Below are 14,230 nucleotides of genomic sequence, written 5' to 3'. Positions count from 1 at the left end.
ATTTAGAAAGCGGGGAAATCAGGATGGCACAGGGCAAAGATTTTTATATTCCATTTCAGGATGGGAGCGGCAGAATCCATGGCATCTGCTGGGAGCCGGAGGAAACACCGTGGGCGGTCATTCAGGTGGCGCACGGTATGATCGAGCACATTGGCAGATACGAAGAATTTGCACAGGCGATGAACCGGGCGGGGATTGCGGTCATCGGGCACGATCATCCGGGACATGGACGGACAGCAAAACCAGGGGAATTGGGTGAGTTCGCGGAGAAAAATGGTGTCCGCCGCGTGAACGCTGCGATGGCGCAGGTGGCACGTTTTGCGAAACACAAGTTTCAGGGCATTCCGCATATTCTTCTGGGGCACAGCATGGGTTCGTTTTTTGGACGCCGTTTTATCACGCATTATGGAGAATGGCTGGACGGCGCAATTTGCATGGGAACCGGAAGCCAGCCGGAACCACTTTTGTGGCTGGGCGGAACCGTCGTGGCAGCGGCAGCGTGGCTGGAAGGAAGAAATGGACGAAATGAGCGGCTGCACCAGCTGGTTCTTGGAAGCTATAACCGCTATTTTGAAAAAGGAAAAACGGAACATCAATGGCTGTCGCGCGTGACGGAGGAGGATGAAAAATACGAGGCGGATCCATACTGCCAGTTTTTATTTACCGATGGGGCATTCGTCGATTTTTTCCAGGTCATGCTGGATTTGAAGCGGAAGAGAGGCTTTGATGGAATTCCGAAAAATCTGCCGATTCTGCTGATATCGGGAGAGGAGGACCCGGTCGGAGAAGGCGGACGCGGTGTGCGGCGCGCGATGGAAGATCTGCAAGAAACCGGATGTACCAATGTGGCGATGCAACTTTATCCGGGGGCAAGGCATGAACTGTTTCATGAGATCAACCGGGAAGAGGTATTTGGTGATATTGTGGACTGGGTAAGTAAATTATAAGTAATACTTATAACTTACTTAATGAAAAATAATATACAAATGAAAAAACAATCTTTACAGTTCATATGCTTTTTTTTATAATTGAGAATGTTTTGGAAACTGTGTAAAAAGGTAGTTTTAAATTGGGTACAGGGAGAGAAAATCTATGGAAAATGAAAAGAAATTTACGGGACCTGCCTATGAGTTTGAGGCGAAGATGCCGTTAAAACAGGCGATTCCGCTGGGACTGCAGCACGTGCTTGCGATGTTTGTCGGTAACCTGACACCACTTCTGATCATCACGGGTGCCTGTGGTATCACGGGCGGAAACGATCTGGCACAGCTGCAGATCGAGCTTCTGCAGAATGCGATGTTGGTGGCGGGACTGATCACGCTGCTGCAGTTATTTTCGGTTGGTCCGGTCGGCGGCAAGGTTCCGATTATCATGGGAACCAGCTCTGGTTTCATCGGTGTATTCAACAGCGTGGCGGCTACGATGGGCGGCGGTATTTTAGCGTACGGCGCCATTATGGGTGCTTCGATCATCGGCGGTCTGTTCGAGAGTGTGCTTGGATGCTTCTTAAAGCCGCTTCGCCGATTTTTCCCGTCGGTCGTAACAGGTACGGTCGTTCTTTCGATTGGTCTGTCATTGATCGGGGTCGGCGTCAATTCCTTCGGCGGCGGCAGCTCGGCGCAGGACTTTGGTTCCATGGAAAATATGCTGCTTGCTATTTTTGTCCTGATTGTGATTCTGGCAGTGAAGCACGGAACGAAGGGATATTTAAGTTCTTCCTCGATTCTGGTCGGAATTATTGCCGGTTATGCTGTAGCATTCATCATGGGTCTGGTGCTTCCGCACACGGGCATTGCAGCGGACGGAACCGAATATACCAAAGCATGGGTATTAAACTGGGATAAGGTAGCACAGGCAAGCTGGATCAGCATTCCGGCGATCGTCCCGGTTAAAATTGTCTTTGATATGCGCGCGATTTTGCCGGTTCTTATCATGTTTATTGTAACCGCTGTTGAGACGGTCGGAGATATTTCCGGTGTCGTTGAGGGCGGTATGGACCGTGAGGCGACCGATAAAGAGCTTTCCGGCGGCGTTATCTGCGATGGACTTGGTTCCAGTATTGCGGCGCTGTTCGGTGTTCTTCCGAACACTTCGTTCAGCCAGAACGTAGGTCTGGTTACGATGACAAAGGTAGTCAACCGCATGGCACTTGCAACCGGCGCGGTATTCCTGATTCTGTGCGGTCTGATTCCGAAGCTGGGTGCGATCGTTTCGATCATGCCGCAGTCGGTACTGGGAGGCGCAGCGGTTATGATGTTCTCTTCGATCGTAGTTAGCGGTATTCAGCTTATCACGAAAGAGAAGATGACTTCACGCAACCTGACCATCGTCTCTGTTGCACTGGGTGTTGGTTACGGCATGGGTGCACATGCAACCATCCTTTCCAAGATGCCGGAAGCAATTCAGCTTGTATTCGGCGGATCTGGTATCGTTCCGGCAGCTTTCATGGCGATTATCCTGAATGTGCTGCTGCCGAAGGAAGAGGCGTAAGAAATAGGAAGATTAGAAAAAGGTCATAGGTACATAAAAATATAAGATCCATATATAAAATATGGAATGTATGGCTGAAAGTGATACGTAGATTGATAAAAAGGGACTGGCATCATGCTGCATGTGTGATGTCAGTCCTTATAGTTTTATTCGATTGTTACCAGATTCTCCAGGCGTTTGAGCTCCTCCGGCGTGTCTACATCCATCAATTCCTCCGGTACTTCGGCAGTCACATACCGGACAACGTCCAGATGCTGGCGGAGAACATGGCTTCCGCCAGCTTTTTCCGGCAGATGGAGCAGTTCGTCAAAATATGCCCGGTCGAAGAGAATCGGGCTTCCGACGGTGGTTGAGACGGAAGGTTCGGGAGAAGCCGTCATTTGGACGCTGCAGAGCTGTACGATCGGTGATTTTTTTGCAATTCCTGAATTCTGAGGCAATTTTGATTCCAAAATAGAAAAATCAGAATCTGGGAAAACAGATTCAGCGTGACGTGGTGATATTCTGCATTCGAGATAGCGCCGGCATATCCGTTCCAGTGTCCGTGGACGCAGAAGCGGCTGATCGCCGAGTGCAAAGAGACATCCTGATAAATCCGGGTGCCTTTTTAACATGTGTGTAAGTCCCAGACAGAGCGCCTCGTTCCGATTGGGAAGTGTATGAATCAGCACCGGAATCCCCAGGGACTGACAGTAATCGTGAACCTCCCGGGAGCGCGTCACAACGAGACGATCGGCAAAGAGCGGAACAGAACCGGTCACATCCAGAACCGAGTGGATGAGCGGAGCACCGTGGAACGAAGCCATGAGCTTGTTCGAGCCGAAACGTTTTCCAAGACCGGAGGCCATGATGATGCAGGCGATACGGACCTCGTTTGAATTTTGCAAACAAGTGAAAGAGGGCGTTTGTGTTCCAGAAGAGAAAAAAATAGATTTCCGTCTGCAAAAAAATTCTTCATATAACTGTTGCCCACTCTCCGTACATGCATCCCGATATGCCTCATACTTAGCTAGAAACTCCCTCGCCTCCGCCGTCATCTGGCTGCCTCCGCCGCCTTTTCCGCCGGTGGTGCGGACGGTCAGTGGAAATCCAAGCGTGGCTTCGGCGGAGCGGATAATCCGAAGTGCTTTTGTATACGCCATATTCATGGACAGAGCGGCGGAGCGGAGCGAGCCGGTTTCATCGATGGCATGAAGAAGCTGACGAGGACCTTCGCCAAAGAAACGATGGTTTTCGTCATTGCAGAGGTAGGTACGGATGGATGGTTTCATAGTTTTGTCAAATCCTCCTAATCTTTTCTGGAAAAAGGGGCCTCGTTGTATTTTAAAAATAACAACGGAATTATACCATGTTTTATGCTATAATAAAAGATGGATAATTTTGTTATTTAAGAAATAGATGAAAAAGAGGAAAAACCTATGATGACGATTCGAGAATATAAACGGGTAGAAAGCCTGGAGGAAGCCTGGGAGCTGAATCAGAAAAAAGCGAACCGGGTGATAGGCGGTATGATCTGGCTGAAGATGAGCCGGGGCAATGTAGGAACCGCGATTGATATTTCAGGGCTGGGGCTGGATCAGATAGAGGAGACAGAGGATGCGTTTGAGATTGGCGCGATGGTTACCCTGCGCCAGCTGGAAGAACATCCGGGATTGGCGGCATACACAGACGGTGCCATGCGCGAGTCGGTGCGCCATATCGTCGGCGTGCAGCTTCGGAACCTAGCGACAGTCGGAGGCAGTATCTATGGCAGATTTGGATTTTCAGATGTCCTGACGATGTTCCTGGCGATGGACACCGAGGTGGAACTTTACAAAGCTGGACGGATGCCGTTGGTGGAATTTGCAAAACAGATCGGCGGCCGGGACATTTTAGTCAAATTAATTGTCCATAAAGACAAAGCCGTATATCACTACCAGTCTGTGCGGAATACACAGACTGATTTTCCAGTGCTGACCTGTGCGGCGGCGAAACGGGCGGATGGAGCATATCGTTTTAGCATCGGTGCGCGTCCGGGGCGTGCTGTGTTGTTCGAGGCATCAGCGGAGACAATACAGGCGCTTATAGAGGAAAAGCAAAAGGCTGAAACAAAAGCAGATGCGGATGCCGATACCAGAGAAAAGCAGGACAAGACGCAGACCGGGAAGAAAGCAGCCTGTCTTGCAAAGTGGATCTGTGATCAGGTTCGGACATCTTCAAATATGCGCGGCAGCGCTGAATACCGGAAACATTTAACCGGCGTTCTGATAAAGCGGGCGGTGCGTGTGCTGGAAGAGTGCTAAACGAAATAGGACAATAAAATGATCGTATAACAGTATGAATATTAGGAGATTCACATATGATGCAGATAACGATTACTCTAAATGGAACGAAGATTTCTCCGGAGATTGAGCCGGATACGCTTCTGATTGATCTGGTACGCAGTCAGGGCTGTTACAGTGTCAAGCGCGGCTGCGAGACGGCAAACTGCGGACTCTGTACCGTATTTCTGGATGAAAAACCAGTGCTTTCCTGTTCCGTGCTGGCGGCGCGGGCGGACGGTCACAGCGTGACGACGCTGGAAGGACTCCAGGAGGAGGCAAAAGAATTTGGCGCATTCATTGCCGATCAGGGAGCCGAACAGTGCGGCTTCTGTAATCCGGGCTTTATAATGAATGCGCTGGCGCTGTTCCGGGAAAAAGAGTTCCCGGAGGAGGATGAAATCCGCGAATATCTGGCAGGAAACCTGTGCCGCTGTTCCGGTTATGAAGGACAGCTTCGCGGCATTCTGGCATTTTTAGACTGGAAGAGAGAAAAACAGAAGGAGGCGGCAGAATGAGAGTAGTCAATACTTCTGTACGAAAAAAAGATGCGATGCAGCTGGTAACCGGACAGCCGGTTTACGTGGATGATCTGGCGCCGCAGGACTGCCTGATCGTCAAACTTCTGCGTTCCCCGTATGCGAATGCGATGGTAAAAACGATCAACACTGCGATCGCAATGAAAGTTCCGGGCATCGAGGCAATTTATACCTGGGAGGATGTGCCGCAGGATGCAAAGCGCTACACACAGGCGGGGCAGACATACCCGGAGGCGAGCCCGTATGACCGTCTCCTGATCGACCGCCATGTCCGTTTTCAGGGCGATATTGTGGCGATTGTAGCAGGAAAAGATGAAAAATGTGTCGATAAAGCACTCCGCCTGATCAAGGTACAGTACGAAGTCTTAGAGCCGGTTCTGGATTTCCATACGTCAAAGGACAACCCGATCCTGGTTCACCCAGAGGACAACTGGGAAAGTCTTGCTCCGGTCGGCGCAGACAACAAGCGTAACCTCTGCGCGCACGATGAGTGCGGCAACGGGGATGTCGAGGCGGTTTTAAAGGACTGCGACATCGTGATTGACCATGTATACCACACAAAGCCGTGCCAGCAGACGATGATGGAGACATTCCGTACCTATTGTTCGATCGATACCTACGGAAGATTAAATATTTTAAGTTCCACGCAGATCGTGTTTCACTGCCGCAGAATCGTGGCAAATGCGCTTCATATCCCGAAGTCGATGGTGCGCGTGAGCAAGCCGAGAATCGGCGGGGGTTTTGGTGCGAAGCAGACGGCGGTCTGTGAAGTCTATCCGGCATTCGTTACCTGGATGACGAAAAAACCGTCGAAGCTGATTTATAGCCGGATGGAGGCACAGACGGCGTCTTCGCCGCGCCATGAGATGGAGATGCATGTGCGTCTGGGCGCGATGAAGGACGGCACGATCCGCGGCATCGATCTTTACACATTGTCCAATACCGGTGCTTACGGCGAGCATGGACCGACAACCGTTGGACTGTCAGGACACAAATCGATCCCGTTGTATGGAAGTGTTGAAGCATTCCGCTTTATCAGCGATGTTGTCTATACGAATATCATGTCGGCAGGCGCGTACCGTGGCTATGGTGCGACACAGGGACTTTTCGCGATCGAGTCGGCGGTCAATGAGCTGGCAGACCAGATTCAGATGGATCGCTTTGAGATCCGCCTGAAAAACATGGTTAAAGAGGGCGATCTGATGCCAGCATATTATAATCAGGTTAATACAAGCTGCGCACTCGACCGTTGTGTAAAAAAAGTGCGTGAGATGATCGGCTGGGAAGACAAATATCCGGTGCGTGACATGGGCAATGGCAAGGTCCGCAGCGTCGGCATGGGTATGGCGATGCAGGGATCGGCAATCACGGCGATGGATGTCGGAAGTGCTCGTCTCAAAGTCAACGACGAAGGGTTCTATACATTGTCGCTCGGAGCGGCAGATATGGGAACCGGCTGTGACACGATTCTGGCGCAGATTGCGGCGGAAGTGCTGGAATGCCCAATCGATGCGATCACGGTGCTGGGCGCGGACACGGATTCATCCCCGTATGACTCAGGTTCTTATGCATCGAGTACGACCTATCTGACCGGAAAAGCGACCGAACGGTGTGCGCTGCGCCTGCGTGAGCAGATCTGTAAACTGGGTGCAGAGCTTCTGGGCGTCCCGGCGGATGCAGTGGAATTTGACGGAAAAGAGGTATTCACAACCGAAAAAGCCGGGGATGAGACGAAGAAGATCGCTCTGGCTGATATCGCAACGGCGTCCATGTACGGGCATGAAATTCCGCTGGAGGTAACCGAGTCGAGAACCGCCCATATTTCCCCGCCTCCGTTTATGGCAGGTGCGGTTGAGCTTGAGATTGATATGGAGACAGGCGAAACCAGCGTTATTAATTATGCGGCAGCGGTAGACTGCGGTACACCGATCAATCCGAATCTGTCCCGCCTGCAGGTTGAGGGCGGTCTGATGCAGGGAATCGGCATGGCGCTGACGGAAAATATTACCCGCAATGCACAGGGTGGTGTGCGTGAAAATTCCCTGATGCAGTATAAGATTCCGACCCGGATTGACTATGGACATTTAAACGTTGAGTTTGAGAGCAGTTATGAGCCATCTGGTCCGTTCGGAGCAAAGTCGATCGGCGAGATTGTTATCAACACGCCGCTTCCGGCGATTGCTGATGCGGTGTACAATGCAGTCGGAAAACGATTCTATGAGCTTCCGATCACGCCGGAGCAGATTGCACGCGCGGCGGCAGAGAAGCTGGGAGAAGATTTTATTTAAAGAGATAGATTAAAAACAAAAAGCTGCAGCAGAATGTTATATGTTAGCATTTTGCGGCAGCTTTTTGTTTTTGTGTGCGCACAATGTCAATTAATTAGTGTCATAGTTCTAAGCTGTTTTGGCTTGCATTCTGCCGCAGGTCTATATATAATGAAAGAGTGAATATCTATTTTAGGTCTGGTAAATCTGATTTCATGATTCAAATCTATTTATTTTAATTTCAAATCAAATTCAAGTAGAATCTCTTTTATCTCAGGATATCATTAAAAGTATCCAAATTTTAAGCCTGTATGGTATGAAAAATACAAGGCAAGGTAAAAAATCAATAATAGGGGGAAATATATGTTCAGTAAAATAAACAGTTTCAGCACCCGCGGCATCGATGGCTACCGGATCACGGTGGAGGTTGATGTGAGCAACGGATTGCCGAGTTTTGTCATGGTGGGCTACCTGGCGGAGGAGGTGCGGGAGGCGCAGGAGCGCGTTCGGACCGCACTTCGGAATGCGGGGTTTTGCCTGCCGCCTAAGCGGATCACGGTCAATTTATCGCCAGCCGGGGTGCGGAAAGAGGGAACGGGGTGTGATCTGGCGATCGCGGCAGGAATTTTGAGGTGCTTGTGGGAACAGGGTGAAAAGGCAAAAATAAGAAAGACGGATGAAACCTGCCCGGAAATGGATGGGGTGGAAGATGAGGAGAACAATTCTGCACCGAATTGGGACCAATGGGCGTTTATCGGTGAACTGGGTTTGGACGGCAGCATCAAGCCGTTGACCGGTGTTCTCTCGATGGTCTATGAAGCGCGCCGCTGCGGAATGAAACGGGTTTTTCTATCCGAAGAGAATGTACAGGAGGGACGGGCTGTGGATGGGATCGAGATCGTCGGAGTCCGGGATGTGAAAGCGCTGACGGCTTGCCTGCAGCATCCGGAACAGATTCACGGACAATGGTTCACACCAGATCTGTTTCAGGCGGGACAGGAAGAATTTGACGTCGATTTTGATGAGATCGTCGGACTTCCGCTGGTGCGGCAGGCAACCGAGGCGGCAGCAGCGGGGCGTCACAACATTCTCTATATCGGACCGGCTGGAACGGGAAAAACGATGGCAGCTCGGCGTATTCCGACAATTTTGCCGCCGCTTACGCTGGAGGAAAGCATTGAAGTTTCGAAGATATACAGTATCTGCGGTCTCCTGAAGCCAGACACACCGCTGGTTTTGCAGCGTCCGTTCCGCAGCCCGCATCACAGCACGACCGCCCAGGCGATGGCGGGCGGAGGACGAAATCCGAAGCCCGGGGAGATCTCACTCGCTAGTTATGGAACCCTCTTTTTAGATGAGTTAACGGAGTTTCAGCCGAAAATTTTGGATCTGCTGCGTCAGCCGATGGAGGAAGGAAGCATCACGGTTTCCCGTCTCAACCAGACGGTTGTATTTCCGGCAAAAACGATGGTTGCGGCGGCGATGAATCCCTGCAAATGCGGTTTTTTCCCAGATTTGGGAAAATGCCGTTGTACTCCAACCCAGATCCGCCGGTATCTGAACCGCGTTTCGGGACCATTTTTAGATCGGATCGATATTGGGGTGGAAGTACCGCGGCAGGATTTGGGTATGATGGCTTCAGAGAAGAGTATAGATGAGGGGAGTTTTCCACAGACGGAGCAGAGGAATTCCTCCGCTGTCATGCGCGCCCGCGTCATGGAGGCGCGCGCTCGACAGGAAAAGAGGTTTGCAGACGAATCTATCTCCTACAACAGCCAGATGACCCGCCGCCAGATCGAAAAGTATTGCCGTCTATCCGGGGAAGATGTGGTATTTCTGGAAAAGGTCGAACGGCAGCAGGGAATCAGTGCCAGGGGACACGGAAAGATTTTAAAAGTAGCGCGCACACTTGCCGATCTGGATGGACAGGCGGAGATCGGGCGGACGCAGTTGGCGGAGGCGATTGGATTCCGGAGTTTTGAGAAAAAATATTGGGGGAGTCTCTGAAAAGAAGCATGTCTAAAAGATTGAAAGAATAAAAAGTTTAATAAGGGTTGTAATTGTTATATCAGATGTGAGATGACTCCCACCTCTTCAGGTGGCGAGAAGCAAATTAGTATCAGTGGTGGGAGCCAATCCCCCATCTGATATAGCCTCCGGCAGGATTGCTTAAGATGCGCAAAAGAAGTATGTCATGCTTTGCATGACGCGCATCTCGCAGCAAGAATGCCGAGGCATTCTTGAAGGTAAAAGGCAGCCGATCTGACATATATAGGGGGAAAGATATGGAAATAGGAAAAGAAGAGAGCAATGTACAGAATGCTCAGCTTTCTATGCAGGAACTATATGGAAAAACACAGGAACCGCCGCATAAAAAAGTGCCTCTGACAGAAAATATGCAGTATTCCGACCGTGAGCGCATCCATGCCTACTGGTTATCGAGAGTGGATGGAATCGGCGCGGTGACGGCGGCTAAATTATATGAATCGTGCGGCAGTTTTGAGGGAATCTATGAGCGGGTTTTATATAATAGGAAGAAACTGGATCCGTTTATATGTTCCTTTCTCGGAAAGGCTGTGAAAAAGGGGCTGGAGGAAGCGGTTCCGCTCTTCAAACAGCGCGTGGAAGAATACGATAGGCTGGAGGAACAGGGGGTACGTTTCATTCTGTGCGGTGAGGCGGCATATCCGAAGCGCCTGATGCATATCTATGATAAACCGATGTGGCTGTTTGTGCGTGGAATGCTTCCAGAAGATGCGAAACCATCCGCGGCAGTCATCGGGGCGCGCAGCTGTACGCCGTATGGACGACAGGAGGCAGAGTATTTCGGCCGGATTCTGGCAGAAAACGGCGTGCAGGTAGTGAGCGGCATGGCGCTGGGGATCGATCAGGCGGGGCATAAGGGCGCGATGGATGGCGGCGGACTGACGTATGCCGTGATGGGCTGTGGGATTGACACCTGTTATCCGCCATCCGGCATCCGACTGCATGCGCGCATCCGTGAACAAGGCGGCATATTGTCAGAATATGGACCGGGTGTACCGCCGACGGCATCCCATTTTCCAATCCGGAACAGGATCATCAGCGGACTTTCCGACCTGGTGCTGGTCGTGGAAGCACGAAAAAGAAGCGGCTCCCTGATTACGGCGGATCTGGCGCTGGAGCAGGGAAAAGAGGTATTTGCGCTGCCGGGACGGCGCATCGATCCGCTCAGTGAGGGCTGCAACCGGCTGATTGCACAGGGAGCGGGGATCGTGACGAAACCGGAGGATGTGTTGGATTTCTTCCATATAAAATGTAAAAATTCTTGTAAAAAAACAATAAAATCAGTAAATGCACTTGCCAAGTCGGAAAAAATGGTGTATAGTTGCCTAGATTCACAACCGAAACATCTGGAAGCGGTCATGAAAAGCTGTGGGGTGACAGCAGGGGAATGCATGACTGCGCTTTTAAATCTGGAAATGCAGGGATTGATCCTGCAGCCAATGAATCAATATTACGTTAGGAAGATTGTATAGAGGTCTGTTATGGCAAAAAATCTGGTTATTGTAGAGTCTCCGGCGAAAGTCAAGACAATTAAAAAATTTTTGGGTTCCAACTATGAGGTGGACGCCTCCGGCGGTCATGTGCGCGACCTCCCTAAGAGCACGCTGGGAGTGGACGTAGAGCATAGATATGAGCCGAAGTATATCACCATCCGGGGAAAGGGCGATGTGTTGGCGCGTCTTCGTAAAGAGGTTAAAAAAGCGGATAAGATTTATCTCGCAACTGACCCGGACCGCGAGGGAGAGGCGATCTCCTGGCACCTGATGAAAGCATTAAAGCTGGATGAACAGAAAGATAAAAAGGTTTACCGTATCAGTTTCAATGAGATTACAAAAAACGCCGTCAAGGCATCTTTAAAAGAGCCGCGTGCCATCGATGAAAATCTGGTGGATGCACAGCAGGCGAGACGTATGCTTGACCGTATGGTGGGTTACCTCATCAGCCCGCTTCTCTGGGCGAAGGTCAAGAGAGGACTCAGCGCCGGTCGTGTGCAGTCGGTCGCGCTGCGTATGATCTGCGACCGTGAGGAAGAGATCAATGCGTTTATACCGGAAGAATACTGGACGCTGGATGCACAGCTCCACGTACATGGCTCCAGAAAGAAGCTGACCGCCCATTATTACGGCGATAAGGACGGCAGGAAGGCAATTCACAGCAAAGAGGAAGTGGAGACGCTTATGAAGCGTCTGGAGGGCTGTGAGTACGAAGTGCGCGATGTGAAGCTGGGCGAACGCGTGAAGAAGGCGCCGATCCCGTTTACGACCAGTACGCTGCAGCAGGAGGCATCCAAGACGCTGAATTTCTCAACGCAGAAGACGATGCGCCTTGCCCAGCAGCTCTATGAGGGCGTGGATATCAAGGGACGCGGCACAATCGGTCTGATCACCTACCTGCGTACCGATTCCACCCGCATCGCGGCAGAGGCAGATGCGGCGGCGAGAAGCTATATCGGCGACCAGTTTGGGGCAAGTTACGTGTCCGAGGCGCCGGCGGCGGCAAAATCAGACGCCAAGATCCAGGACGCACACGAGGCGATCCGTCCGACCGACATTACACTGACGCCGGTACAGGTAAAAGAACAGCTTTCCAGAGACCAGTTCCGTCTGTACCAGCTTATCTGGAAGCGCTTCACGGCGAGCCGGATGCGCCCGGCGGTTTACGAGACAACCTCCGTCAAGGTAGCAGCCGGAGAGGAGCTTTTTACCCTGTCGGCGTCCAAAATCAAATTTGATGGCTTCATGTCCGTCTATTCACAGGACGAGGATAAGGAGACCGACGGCGTTCTGAACGAGTCGCTGGAAGCAGGCATGAAGCTGGATTTAAACCAGTTAGAACCGGCACAGCATTTTACACAGCCACCGGCACATTATACAGAGGCGTCGCTCGTCAAGGCGCTGGAAGAGCAGGGCATCGGACGGCCAAGTACCTATGCACCGACCATCACGACAATCATCGCGCGCCGCTATGTAGCGAAGGAAAATAAGAACCTCTATGTGACAGAGCTTGGCGAGGTAGTCAACCGGATGATGAAGAAGGCGTTCCCATCCATCGTTGATTTGCAGTTTACGGCAAATATGGAGTACCTGCTCGACAGCATCGGGGACGGCACGATCGGCTGGAAGACCGTTATCGAAAACTTTTATCCGGATCTTGACAAGGCGGTTAAAGAAGCGGAGAAGACGCTTGAGAGCGTCAAGATTGCTGACGAGGTGACGGATGTGATCTGTGACCAGTGCGGGCGCAACATGGTAATTAAGTATGGCCCGCACGGCAAATTCCTTGCCTGCCCGGGATTCCCAGACTGTAAAAACACGAAGCCGTACCTGGAAAAGATCGGCGTGAAGTGCCCGAAATGCGGTGGTGAGATTGTCATCCGTAAATCGAAAAAGGGCAGAAGATATTACGGCTGCGAAAATAACCCGGACTGCGATTTTATGACCTGGCAGAAACCGTCAAAAGAAATGTGTCCGAAATGTGGACATATTATGCTCGAAAAGGGAAATAAGCTTCTTTGTTCTAACGAAGCCTGCGGTTTTGTAAAAAACTCATAAAAACTCTTGAAATAGATATTAATTATTAAAAAAAATGAAAAATACAGAAAAACTCTTGCTATTATACGAAAATCGTGTTACAATTCTTACAGGTTAGGATCGAATTCTAATTTACGATAAAGGCAAAGGAGGTAACTGGTAAAATGAGCGTTCAATTACTGGACAAAACTAGAAAAATTAATAAGTTATTGCACAACAACCATTCTCATAAGGTTGTGTTCAATGACATTTGTGAAGTCCTCAGTGACATACTGGAATCCAATATTCTCGTAATCAGCAAGAAAGGTAAAGTACTCGGAGTTGCGATTCATGAGGGTGTGGATGAGATCGAAGAGTTGATCAAGGATCAGGTCGGCGGTTTTGTTGACCGTATGTTGAATGAACGCCTTTTAAGCGTTTTGTCAACGAAGGAAAATGTCAACCTTGCCACATTGGGATTCGCCGAGGAGAACGTGAAGAAGTATCAGGCGATCATCACGCCTATTGATATATCCGGTGAGAGACTGGGTACTCTGTTCATCTACAAATCAGATGCACAGTACGACATCGACGATATCATCCTGAGTGAGTACGGAACCACTGTTGTCGGACTTGAGATGATGCGTTCTGTCAACGAGGAGAATGCAGAGGAGACAAGAAAGATCCAGATCGTTAAATCAGCGATCAGCACCCTGTCCTTCTCCGAACTGGAAGCAATTACTCACATCTTCGATGAGCTGGAAGGCAACGAGGGCATTCTGGTAGCCAGCAAGATTGCAGACAGAGTCGGCATTACCCGTTCCGTTATCGTCAATGCACTCCGCAAGTTTGAAAGTGCAGGCGTTATTGAGTCCCGTTCGTCCGGTATGAAGGGAACCTACATTAAGGTTCTGAACGATGTTGTATTTGACGAGTTGAAAGCGTTAAAAGCGCAGAACAACCGTCCGTCATCCAATGTATAAAAACATATAAGACATTTTAAACAAAAACAAAAGTTTTGACAAAACGTGAAAAAGTGTGAGGGATAAAAAAGGACTCGGTGAGAGCCCTTTTTTATG

General features: G+C 50.4%; 10 protein-coding genes. 9 read left to right on the top strand and 1 reads right to left on the bottom strand.

Annotation, left to right across the window (positions count from 1 at the left end):
- Positions 1-23 precede the first annotated feature (23 nt).
- Positions 24-947 (top strand): alpha/beta hydrolase, encoded by a 924-nt coding sequence (locus DW739_RS02380; RefSeq protein WP_118523363.1) that lies wholly within the window; start codon positions 24-26, stop codon positions 945-947.
- 145 nt (positions 948-1,092) lie between these two features.
- Entirely contained in the window at positions 1,093-2,490 is a 1,398-nt protein-coding gene (locus DW739_RS02375) for a nucleobase:cation symporter-2 family protein (RefSeq protein ID WP_118523362.1), read from the top strand.
- Between the two features lie 146 nt (positions 2,491-2,636).
- Here the strand turns inward: DW739_RS02375 and DW739_RS14830 are convergent, their stop codons facing one another.
- Positions 2,637-3,761, bottom strand: coding sequence for an NTP transferase domain-containing protein (locus tag DW739_RS14830; protein ID WP_118524292.1), 1,125 nt, complete (start codon positions 3,759-3,761; stop codon positions 2,637-2,639).
- Positions 3,762-3,908: 147 nt separating this feature from the next.
- On the opposite strand from DW739_RS14830, the gene DW739_RS02365 reads away from it, so the two are divergent.
- From DW739_RS02365 to codY, 7 genes are all read left to right on the top strand, one after another.
- On the top strand, positions 3,909-4,772 hold the full coding sequence (locus DW739_RS02365; RefSeq protein ID WP_118468606.1) for an FAD binding domain-containing protein: 864 nt from the start codon (positions 3,909-3,911) through the stop codon (positions 4,770-4,772).
- Positions 4,773-4,831: 59 nt separating this feature from the next.
- Positions 4,832-5,308: a (2Fe-2S)-binding protein gene (locus DW739_RS02360; protein WP_107000403.1), complete on the top strand. Its 477-nt coding sequence runs from the start codon at positions 4,832-4,834 to the stop codon at positions 5,306-5,308.
- Positions 5,305-7,617, top strand: coding sequence for a molybdopterin cofactor-binding domain-containing protein (locus tag DW739_RS02355; RefSeq protein WP_118468604.1), 2,313 nt, complete (start codon positions 5,305-5,307; stop codon positions 7,615-7,617). The genes DW739_RS02360 and DW739_RS02355 overlap by 4 nt, the downstream gene beginning before the upstream one ends.
- 342 nt (positions 7,618-7,959) lie before the next feature.
- Complete coding sequence (locus DW739_RS02350) at positions 7,960-9,603, top strand: YifB family Mg chelatase-like AAA ATPase (RefSeq protein ID WP_118742561.1); 1,644 nt, start codon at positions 7,960-7,962, stop codon at positions 9,601-9,603.
- A 278-nt stretch (positions 9,604-9,881) separates the two neighbouring features.
- Entirely contained in the window at positions 9,882-11,114 is a 1,233-nt protein-coding gene (gene dprA, locus DW739_RS02345; protein ID WP_243023713.1) for a DNA-processing protein DprA, read from the top strand.
- 9 nt (positions 11,115-11,123) lie between these two features.
- The gene (gene topA, locus DW739_RS02340) at positions 11,124-13,193 is read left to right on the top strand and encodes a type I DNA topoisomerase (RefSeq protein ID WP_118742560.1); all 2,070 of its coding nucleotides are present in this window, start codon (positions 11,124-11,126) and stop codon (positions 13,191-13,193) included.
- A gap of 143 nt (positions 13,194-13,336) precedes the next feature.
- Complete coding sequence (gene codY / locus DW739_RS02335; RefSeq protein WP_022360247.1) at positions 13,337-14,134, top strand: GTP-sensing pleiotropic transcriptional regulator CodY; 798 nt, start codon at positions 13,337-13,339, stop codon at positions 14,132-14,134.
- Positions 14,135-14,230: the final 96 nt, after the last annotated feature.

The organism is Clostridium sp. AM28-20LB (assembly GCF_003480665.1).
Taxonomy (GTDB): Bacteria; Bacillota; Clostridia; order Lachnospirales; family Lachnospiraceae; genus Otoolea; species Otoolea fessa.
Note: the sequence above shows the minus strand (reverse complement) of the source record. Positions and strands in the feature narration are given on the sequence as shown.